A 19,439-nucleotide genomic window follows, 5' to 3' on the forward strand; every position below is an offset into this window, starting at 1 on the left:
GCGCTCAGAGCACACAGGCGAGCGAATTCAGCGGAACGAAGCTCAGCCCGATAATGGGGGACAGGAACCGCCGTGGTACGGATCCGTTTGCCCGGTGGTGTGAGAGGACGGGGGAGGCGACTCCCCCTCCTACTCGATCCACGCTTAGCGCTCTCGGCTCAGGCTTTACACGGTGAATGAGCCGGTAGACGTAGGCAGAAAGATACGCCCTGATTTTTCAAGCGAGGCGGACGCCATAGCATCCACTCGCCGAAACAGCGCTTTTACCCGGACGGAAAGCTCTGCCACGCTGAATGGCTTCGTGAGATAGTCTTCTGCTTCCATTTCCAGCCTCAGCACTCTGTCCAGCTCGGCCACGTGCATACGAACCAGCTCGCCGATACCTGGGTTGTCCTCGATGATCAGTACGTTTCGCGTCATAGCTTCCTGGCTCTCGAAAGGGGCGTTACTCTTTCATGCTGTCGGTGGAGTCCATGTGATCGCTCTCCATGCTCATGTCGTCCATGGAGTGGCTCATGCCATCGACGAGCTGTTGCTCACCGCGCTGTATGACGACGCGTTTAATCGCCTAGGAAATTTGGAAAACTGAGTGAAAAACTAAGCGGCCATTTCTTGCCTTCGCCTTACGCCACCAAGCGCTAGAGCCGCGATTGCTTGCCGGATAAGGTAACGTGGTCTGTACTTTGACCAACCATCGACACGGATAGCCCACTGATTTAAATGGGCGGGCGGCACAAGCCGTTGGTTGATGGCGGGTATTGGCTCACTTTTACTGAATAAGGCAAGTATGAAAAATTACAGCTCGTGGCCCGTTTGGGGTGTGCTGGTCGTCACGCTACTGTTCTCTAGCGTTGGCATGGCGCAAACGCAAGGCGATGAGAGCGAGGACCCGCGTTGGTTCACCATGGATGCGATCAACTCAGGGTTGGATGAGGTGCCGGAAGAGGCGAAACGCATGTCGCCCCGGGAGACCATCCGCAGCTTTTTGAATTTCACCGACGATGAAAATTACGCCGATGCGGCGCATTTGTTGAACCTAGCTGATATCGACCCTAGCGAGCAGCCCGCGCGGGGTACGGAGCTAGCCAAGCAGCTGGCGGAGGTATTACGACGAGGTGAGTGGCTGAACGCCTCTAACCTGCCGGGTCGCCAAGATGCTGCCATTGAAGATCCTTCTGGCCAAAACCCTTTGGCTGGCGAGCCACGGCGCAACATTGAACTGGCTGCGTTGCAGGTAGAAGGCCAAGCCTATGATGTGCGCTTAGGCCGCTACCGTGTTGGCGAGGAAGACCCCGTATGGTTGATTATGCCGGAAAGCGTGTCGTCGATTCCCGCACTGTATGAGGAGTATGGCCCCTCCATGCTGGAAAGCTATATTCCCGAACGCTTCAAAGCGTCGTTTGGCGTGCTGAAAATCTGGGAGTGGCTGGCGATCCCTATTTTTCTGATCACGATTGGCTTAGTGGGAGTGGCAACGTATTACCTTGTCAGTTTGGTCGCGCGCATTCTGCCCTCCGGGCTCTCGACCATTTTTGCTGATCAAATTGGCGTGCCCGTCGCGTTCATTGTGGTGTCATTGTTCACCCAGATGCTGCTGGATTACGTGGTGTCGTTTTCAGCGGTAGCGACCACGACGTTTAGGGTGCTACTGATCGCGATCATGGCCTGGGGGGCAGGCACTATTGCGCTGCGGTTGGTCGATACCATCATGCTGCGCATGACCCGCCGCTTGGTGGGGGAAATCGACGATACCAAACCCAGAGACAAACGCCGGCTGCTGACCTCACTCTACGCCCTGCGCCGGGTGATTATTTTAATCACCGTGGTGGCGGTTTCGGTGTATGTGCTGGGGCAAATCCAGCTGTTCGAATCGTTGGGCCTGTCCATTCTGGCCTCGGCCAGTGTGTTGGCCGTGCTGGTCGGTATCGCGGGGCAGACGGTGCTGGGCAATATTCTGTCGTCGTTCCAACTCTCACTGGCCAAGCCCATCCGCATTGGCGATTTGGTGATCTTCGAAGGGCAGTGGTGCTATGTGGAAGGGATTTTCTACACCTTCATTCGGCTGCGTTCTTGGGATGAGCGGCGGTTGATCGTGCCGGTCACGTACTTTACGTCCAAACCGTTAGAAAACCTCTCGGTGAAAAGCACCAAAATGTACCGCTTCATGGAGCTAACCCTGCACCTCAGCGCGGATATCTCTCAGGTGCGTGAGAAGTTTTTAGAATTCGCTAAGGAAGAAGAGTGCGTGATTGAGCACCATAAGCTGCTCTGCTACGTCACAGGCCAAACTTCCTACGCACAAACGGTTACCTGCTACTTAATGACCTCGGACCCGCTAGCGGGCTGGACCGCTGAGATGAACGTGCGTGAGAAGCTGATGGCCTATATCCGCGACGAACACCCCGAGTGGTGGCCCCGCGACGTGGTGGTGATTAGCCATCATGATATTGCGCGTGGGGAGCATGCTAGACAATCAAGCGGCCAACAGAAAGGTGCGACGGGACAAACCGGTGAGTCAAACGACTCAAGTGACGCACCGGACGGCGGTGCTGAGTAAGTTCGCCAGAAAGGGCAGCGGCCATGCCGCTGCCCTTTTTACTAAGATGATTCAGCCGCCAGCTGCGCTTCGGCAAGCCGTTTCGCGCCAGCAAAGTCTGCTTTTCCTGACCCTAGACGAGGTATCTCTTCCACGGTGAGCCAGTCGCTGGGAATCATTAACGCGGGCGTACCGTGGCTACGCAGGGCGGTTTTGAGCGTTTGGGCGTCCAGCGCTGCTTCGCTCAGTAGGACGATGCGCTCGCCTTTGTTTGCATCGGGCAGGCTGACGGCCATCAGCGGTATGTTGGGGTCGTCGACGACCGCTCTGACCGCGGCTTCGACGGCGCTGAGGCTGACCATTTCGCCGCCGATTTTGGCAAAACGGGCGTAGCAGTCGATCAGTGTTAAAAAGCCATCTTCATCGATAAACCCTTTATCGCCGGTAACGTACCAGCGCTGGCCGTCGAAGCTTTTGAGGACCTGTTCGGTGCGCTGGGGGTCGTTGAGATAGCCCTGCATCACCTGCGGCCCGCTGATCACAATCATGCCTGGCTCGTTGGTGGGTAGCTCCTCGAAGCTCTCTGGATCGACGACCTTAATGCTGGTGCCGGGGAGCGGCATACCCACGGTGCCGGGCTTATTACCTTTTTGTACCTGCTGGTAGTGAACGCCGACGGCGTCGGGTAGGTTAACGGCCGCCACGGGGGCGGTTTCTGTCGCGCCGTAACCTTCATAAATCGCCTTACCGAATTTTTGCGCAAACCCTTCACGTACGCTGTCATCCAGTTTCTCGGCACCAGCCACCACAATACGCAGGCTTTCCAGCATGGCGGGCTGTACCTTTGGGCTGCGGTTGAATAGCCGTAGCATGCTGGAGGTGCCGAACATAATGGTGGCTTTATGCTTGGCCACCGCGTTGGCAACACCTGGGGCATCGGTGGGGTCGGCGTGACTGACCAGCGGCAGCCCTTCGATCAATGGCAGTAGCTGGGTGACGGTAAAGCCGAACGCGTGAAAGAGCGGCAGCGAGGCCATGACCACATCGTCGTGCTGGGTATTGAGCACGTCGGAGGTCTGCTTGATATTCGCCATCAGGTTGCGGTGGCTCAGCATCACGCCCTTAGGCTGCCCTTCGCTGCCGCTGGAGAACAGAATGGCCGCCGTGGCGTCCGCATTCCGTCCATAGCAGAACAGCGCTTGTAACAACCAAGCGGGCAGCAGGCGCACGGCAAGAAACGTAGTGACGCGCTCAAACCGGGAGATCCCCGCCTGTAGATCTTCCAAATAGATCACCTGCTTGCCTTCTAGCAGCGATTCCACCGCCAGCCCCCGCTGGCTCAGCTTTTCCATAAAGCGGCGCGCGGTGACGACGGTGCGAATATCAGCTTGCTGCAGCGCAGAGGCAAGGGCAGCTTGGCTGGCAGTGTAGTTCAAGTTCACCAGCGTTTTGCCCGCGAGCAGTGTGGCCATATTGGCCAGTACCCCAGCAGTGCTGGTAGGCAGCAGTAGGCCAAGCGTCGATTCGTTGAGGCTACGGTGGCGAAAACGCTTGGCGAGCAGCAGGCTAGCGGTGAGCGCTTGACCTGCGTTGAGTGAGCGGTTCAAGGTGTCGGCCAGCGCTGGGGCGCTTGGGCTGCGTTTGACACTGTTGATCCAGGCCTCAGGCAGCGAAGGCAGCTCCTCCATGGCGTGTTGCCACGAGTGGGTCGCCTGCTCGAAAATACGCCGTTTGAGTACGTCGGCGGGGGTGTCTTTGGGCAGCGGTTTGCCAAAGGCAACTACCACAGAGCGGTGCAGCGGCGCGTTACGTAGCTCTTTGAGTTTGCTAGACGAGCGGGAGAATTGGCTGCCCCACAGGCCACGCAGGTAAAACGGCACGATGCGCACGTCTGGGTGGGCGTGTTTGCAGGCTCGCTCGTAGCCTCGGCGCAGCTCGCCCAACTGGCCGTTGCGGCTAATCGCTCCTTCGGGAAACAGGCAAACCACTTCCCCTGCGTTGAGCTGCTCGGCCACGGCGGCCAGCGCGTTCTCGGCCCCTGCGCCGCGCTCGATGGGAATGCAGCCCAGCGCTTTAAAGAACCAGCGTAGGTACCAGCGCTGGTAGATGTTTTTCAGCATCACAAAGCGCACCGGGCGCGGGCTGGCAATTTGCACCATCGCCCAGTCTACCCAGCTAATGTGGTTGCCCAGCAGCAGCACGCCGCCTTGGGCAGGCAGGTTTTCTAGCCCGTGAACGTCTACGCGGTAACGGCGGGTAAGCAGGAAGCTGAGAATGAAGCGCACTAGGCTCTGGGGCAGTTTGAAAATGGTGTAGCCACCGCCCACCATCGCCACGCTAGCGACCAATAGCAGCAGGTAGTGGCTATCGACCCCCGCCAGCGCGAACAGCGCGGTGAGCACCAAAAAGCCCAGCATCGACAGGTTTTGGATCCAGTTATTGGCGGCCAGCACGGTGCCTAGCTCGTGATCCGCCGCATGAAACTGGATCAATGCGTTGAGCGGCACGATAAATAGCCCGCCCATCATGCCGATGAACACAAAGTTGAGCGCTTGGCTGGTGGGCGTGGTGAGGAGAGGAAGGCACCAAAGTCCGACGGCGACACCGACAGCACCCAGCGGAATTAACCCGGTTTCAATACGGTTGCGGGAGAGCTTGCTGGCTAACAGCGAGCCGAGAGCAATGCCGATACCGCTGGCGGCGAGAATGGCTTGCAGCACCAGCGTGTTCCCAATGCTGAGCGCCTCTTTGGCATAGGCGGGAAAAGCGGCTAGCAGCACTTGCCCCACCGACCAGAACGTCGCCAACCCAATGATGGAGAGCCGCAGCACCGGCTGGCGGGCAAGAATACTCAGATTGTTTTTTAGCGCAGTGCCGCTGCGGTAGCGTGCCCACGTTAGCGGGGTAGCCGCAGGCGGTGCTTCATCCAGTTGGAGCCGATAGAGGGCGACGACCTGAAGGCCACTGTTAAGCACCAGTAGCCAGCCCAGCGGGGCGATATGGCGCAGCAGGTCGCTGGGCGTGCTGGCGCTGGGGGTGACCCAGTGTTCAAACAGGGCGGTAAACGCCACCGTGCCGGCCAGGATCGCACCAATGGTAACCGCCTGCACTAGCCCGTTGGCTTCGGCTAGCCTCGGTTTACCAAACAGCCCTTTCACTAGGCCGTACTTGGCGGGTGAGTAGAATGCAGACTGAATAGCCAGCAGCAGCGTCATCGCAAAAGCGAGCCAGAACCAGCCCTGGTAGTAGGCGGCGGTAATGCCCAGCGACACCGCCACCGCAGCCCAGGCGGAGAGCCTTAGCACACGTACTTTGGGAGTGCTGTCGGCAATATGGCCTGCCGGGCTGAAGAGGAGAATAAACGGCAGCAGAATTAGCCCATTCACCAGAGCGGTAAGCACGACCTGGGTCGCGCCATCGTAGCTTTTGAAAATCGTATTCTGAATGACGATTTTGTGCCCGAGATCTACAAAGGCATTGAGAAAGATGGCCATCAAGTAGGGCCAAGCGCCCGCGATGCGCAGCAAAGGTTGCATGGTATGTTGCCTTAGTCGCCGAAAGTTAACGCACTGTCGGCAAACGGGGTGAGTGTTGCAACGCTCACCGTTCAAGTTGAGTTATATGGGCTTTCCGGTATCGTTAATGTTTAGATGCCTGATGCCCATCGATGATGTGTCAGCATATTGCCCGTCTATTCACACCAGAAAAAGCCGTCACGAGAAACTTCCGATGAATCGTACCCCTTTTCAGGCCTTGGCCTGCCCATTAGACGGCGAACCGCTCCAGTTGGAAGGTGGCACGTGGCGGTGTGCCTCAAACCATAGTTTCGATGTGGCGAAACAGGGCTATATCAATCTGCTACCAGTGCAGCAGAAACGCTCCACCGACCCTGGTGATAGCAAAGCCATGGTGGCCGCACGCCAGCGCTTTTTGGCGGCGGGTGACTATGCGCCTATAGCAAAGGCGCTTAGCCAGGCGGTGATGCGCCACTGTGAGCAGGCAGAAACGTACAGTTGCCTGGATGCAGGCTGTGGCGAGGGTTACTACCTGCGCCAGTTGGCCCAACAACTGCCAGACGTGCAGGCGCTTTCACTGATGGGGCTGGATATCTCGAAGTGGGCGGTGCAGTCGGCGGCGAAGCAAGACGATAAGCACGCACCGATCAGCCGTTGGGTCGTGGGCAGTAACGCTCAATTGCCGGTGCAGTCAGCAACGCTGGATAGCGTGCTGTGTATGTTTGGCTTTCCGGTACACGGTGAGTTTGCGCGTGTGCTTAAGCCGGGCGGGCAACTGCTTCAAGTAGAAGCGGGGCCGGAGCACCTGCGCGAGCTACGGGAAATTATTTATCCCACCTTAAAACCTGCACGTGAGAAAGCGCCTGATGTACCGGAAGGGTTTGCCCACCGAGCTTCCGAGCAGATTCGCTACGCTATTTCATTAGAAGGGGCAGACGTTATCCGCGATTTGCTGACCATGACGCCGCATTTGTATCGTGCCAGTGCGGAGGGGCGCGAGCGAGCAGCTAACTTGGAGCAGCTAACGCTGACTATTGATGCTCAACTAATCGTATGGGAGAGGATTTAATACCCAAACGCAAAAAGGCCCGCCGAGGCGGGCCTTTCTGTTTGAACCGTTCACCTAATGGGTGAGGGTTCTAGCAAACTTTTCAGTGCTATCTAGAAAGATAGGACTTAGGAGATTTGCTTGATGTTAGAAGCCTGAAGGCCTTTTTTACCCTGGGTAACGTCAAAAGAGACGTTAGCGCCTTCCTGAAGGGTTTTGAAGCCGTCAGACTGAATTTCAGAGAAGTGTGCAAACAGGTCGTCGCCACCGTCAGAAGGAGCGATGAAACCGAAGCCTTTGGTGTCGTTAAACCATTTAACTGTGCCAGTTGCCATTGTGTAGATCCTTTGCGCTAAAGCGCCGTAATAAAGTTCCTGGTATTACCCAGATGAAGTAGCGGGTGAAACAAGGAATACAATATCAGGCTGCCGAAAAAGATCGTACACTTCTGAAACCATGCTGCTTGCTAACCAACTGACGCTACAGTGTCATGCTTCTTAGCCTAGGTCAAAGCCTTTCTGCATTTATTTTCATAGGGCAGCGAGTGGTAGGTTCGCTACTTCCAACCCATTTTCCAGGTGCTATCGTCTTTTAGCGCTTGCCATGCCAGCGTTGTTTCCCGGTGGGAGTGAACCGCTTCCAGCACCACGTCCACTACGTTCTCCTCTTCATCACGTAGCAGTTGGGTCACGATAAAGTGTTTTTCTTTATTACGTGGCGTCACCGCGGTCCATTTGCTGTGGTGGAGTTTGTTAGGGTTGATCGTATTCATAGTGGCTCCTGTTAGTGGCGTTGAGGAGAGGCAAGCAATCGGCCCTGTGTAAAGTCGCCATAGGTGCCATGCTAAGCTATTTAGTCGGCGTAATGGAGCTCAAGCAAACGCCACGCTGGTTTGGCAACCCGCGATGATGCAACATGACGTGGTTTTCCATTGATTTATACCAACCTGATTTAAACCAACAGGGCATTCAATGACATATTTATGGAAGCGCTACCTTCAAGCGTCGCTCATTTTGCGCGTCACCATCGCGCTGGTGATGGGTGTTCTGGTGGGTATTGTGGGCGGTGACTGGGTGGCCGTTTGGCTGGCACCGCTGGGCGATTTACTGCTTCGTCTCCTGACTTTCCTCATCGTACCGATTGTTCTGTTTACGCTCATGGTAGGGGTGAATCAGTCTCGGGAAGGAAGCGCAGGGCGCGTTGGCGGCAAAGTGTTTATTTACTATTTGGCCTCTTCTGCATTCGCCATTGTGGTGGGCTTAACCGTGGCAACGCTATTTAGCCCAGGCAGCGGCATGACGCTCAACGACAGCGCGAGCTTCTCGGTACCCGAGAATCCCGGTGTGGTCGATGCGCTGCTCAATATCGTGCCGGGCAATATCGTGGCCGCTTTTGCCGAGCTCAATATGCTGGGCATCATCTTTACCGCGCTGGTGTTCGGGATTGCGCTGTTGAAAATGCGCCAATCTGAGCAGCAGCACGCGCTTGGCGAGCAGCTTTATCAAGTTATTGAAGGGTTAAACGAGGTGACCCTGAAGGTGATGTCGGGGGTGCTGCATTTTGTGCCCATTGGCGTCTTTGCCATTGTTGCTGAAACGGTGAGCCAGCAGGGGATGGAAACGCTTCTCTCGTTGGGTGACATGGTGATGGTGCTGTACATCGCACTCGGCGCACAGCTGTTGATCTACTGCGCGGTGATGCTGCTGTTTGGCGTGAAGTTACGCAGCTTTTTTGGTGAGGCGCGCACGCCGATGGCCACCGCGTTTGCAACCCAAAGCAGCTCCGGCACACTGCCTGTCACGATTAACGCCGCGCAGCGTTTAGGCATCCCGAAAAGCATTTATGGCTTTAGCCTGCCCCTGGGAGCAACGCTCAATATGGACGGTGCCGCCATCCGTATTGCCATTTCAGCGGTGTTTGCCGCCAACGTGATTGGCGCTCCTCTGGATTTGATGAGCATGGTGCAGATCGTGCTGATCGGCACGCTGGTGACGGTAGGCACGGCCGGGGTGCCAGGGGCGGGCATCATCATGATCGCCACCGTGTTTGCCCAAGTAGGCCTGCCCATCGAAACCGTGGCGCTACTCACCGCCATTGATGCCCTGGTAGGTATGGGGGCAACGGCGCTGAATGTCACGGGAGACTTGGTCGGCACGACCGTGATTGCCCGAAGTGAAGGGCATACGCTGGCTGAAGCGCCTGATGAAGAAGGCGGCCACGCGGTGGAGAACGGCTAATCCGTATTCAGACGATAGGGGAGGTCAGCATGGTTTACGATCATGAGTATCGCTACTTAGAACGCGCCGTGGCGCTAGCAGAAGAGGCGCTCAACGCCGGTGATGGACCCTTTGGCAGCGTATTAGTCAGCGCCTAAGCCGTTTCAACCAGAGTTTAACAAACGCCGCCTTGCGCAATGCAAGGCGGCGTTTGTTAAACTAATGACGCAATGAGAGATTACGCAATGAGAGAGGCTAGTGCTTCAATATGACGTAGAAGGCGTGAATGATGCCTGGAATGAAGCCAAAGAGCGTCAGCAGGATATTGAGCCAAAAGTGTCCTTTGAAACCGACCTCAAAAAACACCCCTAGCGGGGGAAAGATAACCGCAAAAATCATCTTGATCGGGTCAGTCGCGGTAAACGCCATGTAGCCTCCTTTGCTTACACCGTTAGTATAATGTTGCCCAGCCGCCAGTGTAGAACTAATCCCTACACTTGGCTAATTAGTCACTCCATCATACCACTACCATTTTTCGTAGCCGTTCCCCGATGAACGTCATAATGTTGAACGCTCACTGATGATTCATTGGGATTTTTCATTGGAAAGGATGCCATGACTCGCTATCTCCCTCCTTCATTATTGTTACTCAGCACCGCTTTTTCCGCCCCCGTATGGGCACAAACCGATACAGAAGCCGTACTGCCCACTGTAGAAGTCAGCGCACCGCGCTTGGCGCGTGAGATTTACGCCACGCCTGCTGCGGTCTCGACGATAGAGCAAGACGCCATTGCCCAAGGCCAGCAGCGGGTGCGTTTGGATGAGTCGCTCAACCGGGTGCCGGGCGTTTTCCTGCAGAACCGCGATAATTTTGCCCAAGGGCAACGTATTTCAATTCGCGGCTTTGGTGCCCGCGCACCGTTTGGGGTGCGTGGCATTACGGTGATGGTGGACGGTATTCCTTACACGCTGCCGGATGGGCAGGCCCAGCTAGATGCGATTGATTTGGATAGCGCTGAGCGCATTGAGGTCATTCGCGGGCCGTCCTCGGTGCTCTACGGCAACGCGGCGGGTGGCGTGATCGACATCACCACCGCCGATGGACGCGACAACCCCGGCACTCGGCTGCGTATGGGCGCCGGTAGCGATGGCTACCAGAAAATGGCGCTGCAAAATGGCGGCGTGCAGGGGGATTGGTCGCACCATATCAGCCTCACTGCGCTGAACGTAGATGGCTACCGGGAGCAGAGTTCCACCGAGAAGTATCTGCTCAATGCCAAGCTGCGCCGTGAGCTGGGCAGCGATCGGGCACTCACCGCCATCATCAACTTGCTGGACAACCCGCGTTCGGAAGACCCCGGCGCGCTCAACGCCCGCGAGGTTGCCGAAGGGCGTGACCAAGCCGCACCGAACTCGCTGGCGCTAGATGCCGGTCAAACCGTCGACCAGCAGTTGATCGGCCTGCAATACGAGGATTTGTCTGCAGGGGAGGGTGAGCTGTACCTGAAAGGCTTTATCGCTCAGCGGGATTTTGAGCAACAGCTACCGTTTGTGGGCAGCAGCCGCCTGGGCTATCAGCGCGATTACATGGGCGCTAGCGCCGAGTATCACCACGAGGTAACGCTAGGCAACCTGCCGCTGAATTACATCGTTGGGGTGGATGCCGCTCGCCAGAAAGATGACCGCTTCCGCAACGATGTGAATCCCCAAGGGGCGGTGGGCGAGCCCCTCGCGGATGAAACCCAAACCGCGACTTCCACTGGTGTGTTTGCCCAGGGGGACTTAGCGCTGTCAGAGCAGCTTTCGCTCTCATTGGGCGCACGGTTTGACCGGGTGGCACTTGATGTCGACGACGATTTTGCCGCCGATGGCGACCAGAGCGGCCAGCGCACCTTCAACGAATGGAGCGGCTCTGCCGGGCTGAGCTACCGCTATCGCCCGCAGCACCAAGCGTATATCAATACCGGCACGGCCTTCGAGACGCCGACGTTCTCTGAGTTTGCCAACCCCGCTGGCGGTGGCTTCAACCCCAGCGTAGAGCCGCAAAAAGCCTGGAACCGTGAAGTGGGGCTGCGTGGTTACATCGAGCCGCTGGCGCTGGATTACGATGTCGCGCTCTTCTCCGTCCGCGTGCGCGATGAGCTGGTACCCTACGACGAAGGCGGCCGTACGTTCTACCAGAACGCCGGTGATACCAAGCGTGATGGTGTCGAGCTGGCGCTGGGCTGGCAGTTGGCCGACCAGTGGCGCTTGGACAGCGCGCTCACCTTGGCACGCTACGAGTTCGATGAGTTTGCCACGCCTTCTGAGCGTTTCGATGGCAACCGCATACCTGGGTTGCCGGAGCAAACCTGGGTGAGTCAGCTCACCTGGGAGAGCCTCGACGAGCGTTTTGCCACGCTGGAGACCGAGTATGTGGGCGATTTGGTGGCCGACAACGCCAACCAGACGGCGGTGGATAGCTACTGGTTGGTGAACCTGCGGGTAGGCGACGGCTGGCAGCTGAGCCAACAGACCCGGCTAAGCGCTTATGTGGGCCTGCGAAATCTGCTGGATGAAGAGCACTACTCCAATGTGCGCTTGAACGGCACCTTTGGACGCTTTTACGAACCCGCACCAGGGCGCAGCGTTTATGGTGGTGTCGAGCTGAGTTTTTAACGCTGGCTATGCTTAAGGCTGACTCAGGGTTCAGGTAGCGCCAGATGCAAAAAGGGCGGCCTATGGCCGCCATATCAGTCAGTTAAAGTATTGATCTATCAGTTACGCTTGGTAAGTCTGCTGTGGGAGGCCGCTTTAGCGGGCGAATGGCGCCGTCAGGCGCCTTGGCTAAGCCACCAGTCGCGAGCTGAAGCTCCCTCCCACCAGCACTAGCTGACTCCGTAGAGCTAGCGGTTACTCCGGTAACGCGTAGCCAATCACGTAGTCACCCATCTTGGTGCCAAAGGTACCGTGACCACCGGCCGTCACCACCACGTACTGGCGGCCGTCGGCGCCGGTATAGGTCATCGGCGTGGCCTGACCACCGGCGGGTAAGCGCGCTTTGTAGAGCTCTTCACCCGTGGTGATGTCGTAGCCGCGTAAGTACTGGTCCAGCGTGCCGCTCAAGAAAGAGACGCCGCCAGCGGTGGTCAGCGGGCCGCCCAGCGCAGGAACGCCGACGTTCAACCCAATCGGCAGGCCAAAGGGCATGCTGTCGCGGGTGGTACCGTTGCGGTGTTTCCACACCACTTCTGCATCCTGCAAGTCGATACCTGCCACATCGCCCCAGGAGGGCGCTTGGCAGGGTAAGCCCAGCACGGAAAGCAGCGGGCCTAGTTCTACCGCATAGGGTGCGCCTTCGTTAGGCTGTAGGCCTTGTTCACTGGCGGAGCCTTGGCCCTCTTCCACTTGATCACGGGGCACCAGCGTAGACACGAACGCGAGGTACTTCGCACCGGTAAATAGCGCCTGGCGTTCAGGGTCGACCGCAACGCCACCCCAGTTCATTACCCCCACATTACCCGGGTAGACGATGCTGCCTTCCAAGGAGGGCGGCGTGTACTGGCCTTCGTAGCGCAGCGAGCGGAACTGGATGCGACACATCATCTGATCGAACGGTGACGCGCCCCACATATCTCGCTCGGTGAGCGGTGGTGGCAGCAAGTTCAGCGCCGAACGTGGCTGCGTTTCTGCGGTCCAGTCGCCTTCGATAGCCCCTTGCGGTGCGGGCACTTCTTCGATTGGCACGATGGGCGCGCCGGTTTCCCGGTTGAGCACGTAAAGGCTGCCCTACTTGGTGGGCTGAATCACGGCGGGCTGGGTGCCGTTAGCCGTTGCTAGGTCGATCAGAACCGGCTGAGCCGGGGTATCCATGTCCCACAGGTCGTGGTGAACGAATTGGTAGACCCAGGCCACTTGGCCGTCGTTCAGGTTCAGCGCTACGAGTCCTGCGCTATACGTTTCATCGTTTTCAGAGCGATCGGCACCGTACTGGTCCGGGGTGGCGTTGCCCATGGGCAGATACACCAGCCCTAATTCTTCATCGACGCTGATAGGGGCCCACACGTTGGGAGAGTTGCGGGTATAGGTTTCACCCTCTTCGAGTGGGGCGGTGTCGTCTGGGTTGCCACTGTCCCAGTTCCACACCAGCTCGCCGGTATGCACGTCGAAGGCACGAATCACGCCGGACGGTTCGTCGATGGAGCTGTTGTCGGTGACGTGGCCGCCCAAAATGACCAAATCTTCCGTCACCGTGGCCGGGGAGGTGGAGTAGTAGCCGCCGGGGGAGAACTCGCCAATGTTATTGGTGAGATCCACTTCGCCGTTGTTGCCAAAGCTTTCGCAGCGCTCGCCGGTATCGGCATTCAGCGCAATCAGGCGGGCATCGGCAGTGGGCAAGTAGAGCCTGCGCGGGCACATTACGTCCGTGGCGCTGAGCATGGCCGCTTCACCGCCGTCCTCAGACGCTGGGTTATCGCCTAGGCCGCTGATGAAGAGCAGGAAGGCCAGGTCCAGGTCGAACTGGCTGCCGTCATCAAACAGCACGCGAGCGGCGGCCGCGCCGTTTTCCGCAGGCGTCGTGCCATCGTTAGCGCTGCTGTCTGTATTTTCAGCGTCGTCGTTCGAGGCTTCGTCGTTAGAAGAATCGTAGTTAGCAGCATCATAGTAGGCGAGGCCGCGGCAGGTCATGTGGGCCCAACCGGAGAAATCGTCTGCGCCCATGGTGCTGATATTGGGATCAAACTCCCAAAGGGTTTCGCCGGTTTCCGGTGACAGCGCCATGGCACGGCTATGCGAGGTGCAGATATATAGGCTGTCGTTGACTTTCAGCGGCGTATTCTGGTTGGTGATTTCCGGCGGGGCATTGGGGCCGGGTTCATCGCCGGTTTGAATGCGCCACACTTCTTCCAATTCGCCAACGTTCTCGGGCGTGATTTGGTCGAGTGACGAGTAGTGGGTGCCAGCATTGGTACCACCGTAGGCAGGCCAGTCGTCGCCCGCGACCTGGGCCGGGTTGACCGCCTCGGTGTTATTGGCAGACTCGATGCTGCCCTCAATGGTGCCTGGGTAGCTAAACTGGCTGGCAATAGCGACGATGATAGCCGCGCCAATACTGGCCGTAAGGGCGAGGCTGCCACCGCGCGAGTTGAGCGGTTTGCGCCACCACGGCAGCAGCATGATGATGCCGATTAGGCAGGGAATGGCGACCCTAGGTACCAGTTGCCACCAGTCTAGGCCTACTTCCCAAAGCGCCCACACCAGGGTGGCGAACAAAATGAGGGCGTATAGCCAAAGTGCTGCGCCTTTGCGCAAGGCCAGCAGCAGCCCAGCCACCACCACGGCGACCCCAGCAATTAAGTAGTAAGCACTACCGCCCAGCATAAGCAGTTGGCCGCCACCTACGGCAAGTGCTACGCCAGCTATCGCTAGCAGCAAACCCAGCAGCAAGGCTGGCCATTTGCCACGATCACGCGTGTGTTCATCCATGAGGTAAACCCCTGTTGACAACAAGTTGATGCTGCTTTGATAAACATCAAAGCAGCGGCTCCACAACGTGCCCTAACCCATCGGCAGCGCCGATGGGTTAAAACACACATTGATTAGCTGTGATTTTAATAATCAATTCGCTTTTGGTCTAACACTTTGCTGGCTAATTATTTCTATCGACAAAAAAGCCGCGCTATTCACCATAGCGCGGCTCAGATAGATAAGCTGGGAAAGGTGTCAGATTTAACCTAGCGTAACCTCGTTAACAGCAGCCTGGTGCTTAATCAGATAGCTTCACCAGCATTTTGCCGGTATTGCCGCCTTCAAACAGCGCTAAAAAGGCGTCTGGCGTGCTTTCAAGTCCTTCTTTGATCGTCTCTTTATAGTCCAGCTTGCCATCAGCCACCTGAGGAGCGACTTCATTTAAGAAGTAGCCATAGCTGGCCCAGTGGTCGGCGACAATAAAGCCCTGCATTTTGGCTTTACGTGCCACCAACTGCGACAGGTTACTTGGCCCTGGGGCTGGGGTTTCCGCATTGTAGCCATCAATCATCCCGCAGACGGCAATGCGTGCGCCTTCGTTAAGTTGGCTGAGTGCCGCTTCCAAACAGATACCGCCTACGTTCTCAAAATAGATGTCGATGCCGTTGGGGCTGGCGAGTTTAATGGCATCGCTTAACTCTTGCGCGCTGCGGTCACGGTAGCTGACCGGTTCAACGCCTAGCGACTCCAGCCAAGCAAGCTTATGCGCAGCACCTGCGATACCCACGACATGGCAGCCTTTTGCTTTTGCCAGCTGCACCACCAGAGACCCCACCGCGCCGCTGGCGGCACTCACCAAAACGTTATCGCCCGGTTTGCACTCGGCTATTAGGTTAAGGCCTGTCCAGGCGGTCATGCCGGGCATGCCCAGAACGCCTAGGTAGGCTTGGTCTGGCACGTTGTGATCTGGAAGAGCGGTGACACTATCTCCCGGCAGCTGTGCGATATCGCGCCAGCCGCCCATGTGGCTCACTTTATCGCCCACTTTCAAGTTGGGGTGGTTAGAGGCGATGACTTCGCCAATCGCGCCGCCTTCCATTGGCTTTCCAAGCTGAAAGGGCGCTACGTAGGTGTGCACGCCGCTCATCCGGCCACGCATGTAGGGGTCTACCGAGAGCCAGTGATTGCGAATGCGTACTTCGCCTTCATCTAGGTCGGGAAGCTCCTGGCTCTCTAAGGAAAATAGCTCGCGCTTAGGTAGGCCGGTGGGGTGGTCGGTGAGGGTATAAAAACGAGATAGCATCGCTGCCTCCTGCATCAAGATGGTAAGTTACGCTTCTAGCAGGGTAGAGACCATTAGCACGCATGCAAGTTCGCGGACTTAACACGAGCATATAAAAAAGCGGCCCTGGGTGGGGCCGCTTTACTCAGCATTTGCTGCAACGCTGATCGCTTAAGGGGTATCACACGCTTGCGGATGTGTTATCCGTTAATCTACCAGGGTGATCATTACAGGTGCCGTGCCTCGGCGAATCATCCCGAGGGCTCGCGCTGCCCGTTTAGAAAGGTCGATCACGCGTCCTTTTACGAACGGGCCACGATCATTGATCATGACTTCGACTTCTTGTCCGGTATCGGGGCGGGTGACCAGCACCTTGGTACCGAAGGGCAGACTCGGGTGCGCTGCAGTCAGCGCTTGTTGATCGAAGGGCTCGCCACTGGCGGTGGTGGCCCCTTGGAAGCGGTCGCTATAGAAAGAAGCCACCCCTTCTTGTAACTCAGTTTGCGCATTGGTTTGATGAGCAACTGCTTGATTGGCCGTCAAAAAAAGCAGTGCGACTGCCAAGCAGGTCGTTCGTAGTCGGTGTTTATGGGCTCCCATAGGAGTACCTCAGTGGTTCGTAAAGCGGACTCCGCATTCGTCGACGAGGTGCCGATAGGCGTATGGATAGTAGCTTGCTATGCAGGGGTCGGCAAGCTTTAAGAAGATCGGCGCAATTACCCCCATGATTGCGGTTTTTGTCAATATGCGCTATGGCCTTTCGTTTCAGTCAGTTAGGTCGCCTCGTATGAATCGGGGTAATGAACCGGCGTCAGCGCCGCCATATTTTTCATCAAACGCTCACTTTAACTCGTTAGGCACCTTATAATTTATCAACATCATTGATATTGACTATCACTCAACCCACCCTTGCCAATGAACAAGGATGCCCCTATGGCTAAGTCTTCTTCACTGACTCTTTTGGTTGTGGCGGTCGGCGGCGCTGCCGTTGGTTACTTCGCCGCGCAAACGTTGCCCAGCGTGACCCCCTCGTCAGAAGAGCCCGACGCAGACACCACTACCGAACAGGGAGCGATGCCTGCGGCCCTTCAAGGCCTGGACTATCTCACCTTGGGTGAGCGCTCGCGGGGCGAAATCACCTCCGCCAGCGAGCTCAATGGCAAAGATGGCAGCCGCTTTACGCGTTATGCCATTTCATTGGAGGAAGAGGCACTGGTCGAGATATCGTTGAGCGGTGCGCTACAAGGCACGGTAGCGCTATATGACGATCAGCTCCAGCTATTGGCCAACGCTGAAACGGTACGCCACCGTATTGAAGAGGGGGCGATTACATTGTGGTGATCAGCGGTGTTGATGCCCATAGCTATGGGCCTTTCAACGTCAACAGCCGCACTATTGAGCTGAGCGATGCCGATACCATGACGGTGGGTACGCCCATCGATAGCTGGCTCGATACCACCGAACGTGAGATCACGCTAACCATCGAAGAAGCAGGCATGTACCAGATCGAAATGCGTGCCGATGAGTTCGATGCGTACCTAGAATTGGAAGGCCCGAACGATTACTACCGCGAAGATGACGACAGCGCGGGTGAGTTGAATGCTCGCATTGCCGATTTTCTTGCCCCCGGTGAGTACACGTTGACTGCCCGCTCTGCCTTTGGTGATGGCAGTGGCCTGTTCACCCTGACGGCCGAGCCCCATGAGCTGCCGGGGAATGGCGAGCTGCGTAACGATGGCACCGTCACCCCCAACGAGACGCTGAGCGGCTGGTACAGCGGGCAAGACGTCACGTATGACTTAGAGATCGACCAAGCGGGCATGTACCAAATCGATATGAGCTCCAGCGATGTGGACGCTTACTTGGTACTCGAGGGCCCTAACGGTTATTACCGTGAAGATGATGACAGTGCGGGTGAGTTGAATGCGCGCATTGCCGATTTTCTCGCGCCGGGTACTTACCAACTCACGGCCCGTACCGCCTATGGCACCGACAGCGGGCTGTTCACCCTCGCCATCGAGCCGCGTGATCTGCCGAACGATGTCGAGTTACGCAACGAAGGTGCGCTCACTCCCGATGAAACGCTCAACGGCTGGTACAGCGGCGAGGCTCTGACCTATCAGCTCACGATAGAGGAAAGCTCGCTCGTCACGCTGAGCATGAGCTCTAACGACTTCGATACGTATCTTGAACTGTACGGCGAAGGCGTGTCCTATACTGACGACGACAGCGGCGGTGGTACCAACGCCCGTTTAGAGCAGGCGCTACTGCCCGGCACCTATACCGTGAGCGCACGCGGTTTTAGCGCCAGCGGCAGCGGTATGTTCGAACTAGCGGTGAGCGCAGAACCCACCGAAATGCAGCCGGACACCTAAACGCGACCGCGAAGTATCGGTTCGTTTTCAACAACGCCCCTGCCGCTCTGCAGGGGCGTTGCCGTTCTACGATGATCAGCCCGCCTCATAGGGTGAGTGATTCACAAGGAGGTTAAGATGCTACGCACGTTCAAAACACTAGGAGTGGGTCTATCGCTCGCCGGAGCGCTTCTCTTGGGCGGCTGTTTGGCCGCTGATACATCGCCCTCAGAGCCGTTTGCACTGGCCTCGCTGGCCGTGGAAAAACAGTACGTGGCCCCGGGATGCCAAGGGGAGCAGTGTTCGACGGTGACTATCTCAGCGCTGGCATTTCCCCAGGCGCCTGCGTTAAGCGAGGCCCTACAAACCCGCTTGCTCACCCTAGGCATGGCGATCAGCGACGAGACGGCTGCCCCTGCCGAGAGCTGGGACGCGTACGCTGAGCGCTTCCTGAGCCTAGCTGAAGAGGACAACCAAGCCGCGCCTGGCGACATGACCAGCGAAGCGCTATTGGAAGCCACGGTGTACGCACGTCATCACGACCTGTTGGTCATCGAACTCAATAGCTATGTGTATCATGCCGGCCAAGCGCATGGGCTTCCGTTGACCGAATACATGGTCATCGATGAGCGCGAGCGGCGCATCGTCGAGCCCGAGGACATGCTGGTGGACGGGCAGGAGGCCGCTTTCGATGCCCTTTTGGCTGGCGCGCATCAGCGTTGGATCACTGAGATGGGCCTCGATGCGCAGTTTGCAACCCAGTGGCCGCTGAGTAAAAGCCGCAACATTGCGCCGCTGGAGGACCGCTGGGAAGTGACCTACAACGTTTATGACATTGCGCCCTATGCGGCGGGCCAGCCAACCCTTACGCTCCCCCTTGAGGCGCTGAAAGGCGTGGCCAAGCCGCGTTACCTGGGCCAATAAACTAGCTCTGCGATTGCTCCTAATGGCGTAAAACAAATCGCCGGTTATCGACTACGCTGAAAAGCAGCTCGCCGACACGAGACGTGTGGGGGAGCTGCTTTTTTATTGTTCCCACG

14 protein-coding genes and 1 pseudogene are annotated in these 19,439 nt (G+C 57.3%); 7 read left to right on the forward strand and 8 right to left on the reverse strand.

The window, feature by feature from the left end:
• Positions 1-165: 165 nt before the first annotated feature.
• Positions 166-420, reverse strand: coding sequence for a response regulator (locus AC13CY_RS16565; protein WP_276325996.1), 255 nt, complete (start codon positions 418-420; stop codon positions 166-168).
• Positions 421-787: 367 nt separating this feature from the next.
• On the opposite strand from AC13CY_RS16565, the gene AC13CY_RS16570 reads away from it, so the two are divergent.
• Positions 788-2,557, forward strand: coding sequence for a mechanosensitive ion channel family protein (locus AC13CY_RS16570; RefSeq protein ID WP_483052815.1), 1,770 nt, complete (start codon positions 788-790; stop codon positions 2,555-2,557).
• A 41-nt stretch (positions 2,558-2,598) separates the two neighbouring features.
• Here the strand turns inward: AC13CY_RS16570 and AC13CY_RS16575 are convergent, their stop codons facing one another.
• Positions 2,599-6,072 (reverse strand): acyl-[ACP]--phospholipid O-acyltransferase, encoded by a 3,474-nt coding sequence (locus AC13CY_RS16575; RefSeq protein WP_483052816.1) that lies wholly within the window; start codon positions 6,070-6,072, stop codon positions 2,599-2,601.
• Positions 6,073-6,265: 193 nt separating this feature from the next.
• On the opposite strand from AC13CY_RS16575, the gene AC13CY_RS16580 reads away from it, so the two are divergent.
• On the forward strand, positions 6,266-7,120 hold the full coding sequence (locus AC13CY_RS16580) for a putative RNA methyltransferase (protein ID WP_483052817.1): 855 nt from the start codon (positions 6,266-6,268) through the stop codon (positions 7,118-7,120).
• Positions 7,121-7,227: 107 nt separating this feature from the next.
• Here AC13CY_RS16580 and AC13CY_RS16585 read toward each other — a convergent pair whose 3' ends face one another.
• Both AC13CY_RS16585 and AC13CY_RS16590 read right to left on the reverse strand, forming a co-directional pair.
• Positions 7,228-7,434, reverse strand: coding sequence for a cold-shock protein (locus AC13CY_RS16585; protein ID WP_009095703.1), 207 nt, complete (start codon positions 7,432-7,434; stop codon positions 7,228-7,230).
• Positions 7,435-7,655: 221 nt separating this feature from the next.
• Positions 7,656-7,871, reverse strand: coding sequence for a TIGR02450 family Trp-rich protein (locus AC13CY_RS16590; protein ID WP_044629801.1), 216 nt, complete (start codon positions 7,869-7,871; stop codon positions 7,656-7,658).
• Between the two features lie 199 nt (positions 7,872-8,070).
• Here AC13CY_RS16590 and AC13CY_RS16595 point away from each other — a divergent pair, with 199 nt between their 5' ends.
• Positions 8,071-9,336, forward strand: a complete 1,266-nt coding sequence (locus AC13CY_RS16595; protein ID WP_044629800.1) for a dicarboxylate/amino acid:cation symporter — start codon at positions 8,071-8,073, stop codon at positions 9,334-9,336.
• Positions 9,337-9,570: 234 nt separating this feature from the next.
• Here the strand turns inward: AC13CY_RS16595 and AC13CY_RS16600 are convergent, their stop codons facing one another.
• Entirely contained in the window at positions 9,571-9,744 is a 174-nt protein-coding gene (locus AC13CY_RS16600) for a YqaE/Pmp3 family membrane protein (protein WP_044629799.1), read from the reverse strand.
• A gap of 186 nt (positions 9,745-9,930) precedes the next feature.
• On the opposite strand from AC13CY_RS16600, the gene AC13CY_RS16605 reads away from it, so the two are divergent.
• A complete protein-coding gene (locus AC13CY_RS16605) occupies positions 9,931-11,973 on the forward strand; it encodes a TonB-dependent receptor family protein (protein WP_483052818.1) in 2,043 nt (680 codons plus the stop codon).
• Positions 11,974-12,207: 234 nt separating this feature from the next.
• Here AC13CY_RS16605 and AC13CY_RS16610 read toward each other — a convergent pair.
• The 3 genes and pseudogenes from AC13CY_RS16610 to AC13CY_RS16620 all read right to left on the reverse strand — a co-directional run bounded on the left by AC13CY_RS16610 (position 12,208) and on the right by AC13CY_RS16620 (position 16,645).
• Positions 12,208-14,781, reverse strand: a pseudogene (locus tag AC13CY_RS16610) (glucose/quinate/shikimate family membrane-bound PQQ-dependent dehydrogenase).
• Between the two features lie 280 nt (positions 14,782-15,061).
• Complete coding sequence (locus AC13CY_RS16615; protein ID WP_284453615.1) at positions 15,062-16,066, reverse strand: NADP-dependent oxidoreductase; 1,005 nt, start codon at positions 16,064-16,066, stop codon at positions 15,062-15,064.
• Positions 16,067-16,252: 186 nt separating this feature from the next.
• The gene (locus tag AC13CY_RS16620; RefSeq protein WP_044629795.1) at positions 16,253-16,645 is read right to left on the reverse strand and encodes a septal ring lytic transglycosylase RlpA family protein; all 393 of its coding nucleotides are present in this window, start codon (positions 16,643-16,645) and stop codon (positions 16,253-16,255) included.
• 333 nt (positions 16,646-16,978) lie between these two features.
• On the opposite strand from AC13CY_RS16620, the gene AC13CY_RS16625 reads away from it, so the two are divergent.
• From AC13CY_RS16625 to AC13CY_RS16635, 3 genes are all read left to right on the forward strand, one after another.
• The gene (locus tag AC13CY_RS16625; RefSeq protein ID WP_427721593.1) at positions 16,979-17,386 is read left to right on the forward strand and encodes a hypothetical protein; all 408 of its coding nucleotides are present in this window, start codon (positions 16,979-16,981) and stop codon (positions 17,384-17,386) included.
• Complete coding sequence (locus tag AC13CY_RS16630) at positions 17,380-18,420, forward strand: hypothetical protein (protein ID WP_232068220.1); 1,041 nt, start codon at positions 17,380-17,382, stop codon at positions 18,418-18,420. Before AC13CY_RS16625 ends, AC13CY_RS16630 begins: the two co-directional genes overlap by 7 nt.
• A gap of 117 nt (positions 18,421-18,537) precedes the next feature.
• Entirely contained in the window at positions 18,538-19,323 is a 786-nt protein-coding gene (locus tag AC13CY_RS16635; RefSeq protein ID WP_058578672.1) for an RsiV family protein, read from the forward strand.
• The last annotated feature ends 116 nt before the right edge of the window (positions 19,324-19,439 follow it).

The organism is Vreelandella sp. L-15 (assembly GCF_056857635.1).

Bases quoted from the DNA above. Each gene is read 5' to 3' on its own strand.
- AC13CY_RS16565 (WP_276325996.1), bottom strand. From the start codon at position 420: ATGACGCGAAACGTACTGATCATCGAGGACAACCCAGGTATCGGCGAG.
- AC13CY_RS16570 (WP_483052815.1), top strand. From the start codon at position 788: ATGAAAAATTACAGCTCGTGGCCCGTTTGGGGTGTGCTGGTCGTCACG.
- AC13CY_RS16575 (WP_483052816.1), bottom strand. From the start codon at position 6,072: ATGCAACCTTTGCTGCGCATCGCGGGCGCTTGGCCCTACTTGATGGCC.
- AC13CY_RS16580 (WP_483052817.1), top strand. From the start codon at position 6,266: ATGAATCGTACCCCTTTTCAGGCCTTGGCCTGCCCATTAGACGGCGAA.
- AC13CY_RS16585 (WP_009095703.1), bottom strand. From the start codon at position 7,434: ATGGCAACTGGCACAGTTAAATGGTTTAACGACACCAAAGGCTTCGGT.
- AC13CY_RS16590 (WP_044629801.1), bottom strand. From the start codon at position 7,871: ATGAATACGATCAACCCTAACAAACTCCACCACAGCAAATGGACCGCG.
- AC13CY_RS16595 (WP_044629800.1), top strand. From the start codon at position 8,071: ATGACATATTTATGGAAGCGCTACCTTCAAGCGTCGCTCATTTTGCGC.
- AC13CY_RS16600 (WP_044629799.1), bottom strand. From the start codon at position 9,744: ATGGCGTTTACCGCGACTGACCCGATCAAGATGATTTTTGCGGTTATC.
- AC13CY_RS16605 (WP_483052818.1), top strand. From the start codon at position 9,931: ATGACTCGCTATCTCCCTCCTTCATTATTGTTACTCAGCACCGCTTTT.
- AC13CY_RS16615 (WP_284453615.1), bottom strand. From the start codon at position 16,066: ATGCTATCTCGTTTTTATACCCTCACCGACCACCCCACCGGCCTACCT.
- AC13CY_RS16620 (WP_044629795.1), bottom strand. From the start codon at position 16,645: ATGGGAGCCCATAAACACCGACTACGAACGACCTGCTTGGCAGTCGCA.
- AC13CY_RS16625 (WP_427721593.1), top strand. From the start codon at position 16,979: ATGGCTAAGTCTTCTTCACTGACTCTTTTGGTTGTGGCGGTCGGCGGC.
- AC13CY_RS16635 (WP_058578672.1), top strand. From the start codon at position 18,538: ATGCTACGCACGTTCAAAACACTAGGAGTGGGTCTATCGCTCGCCGGA.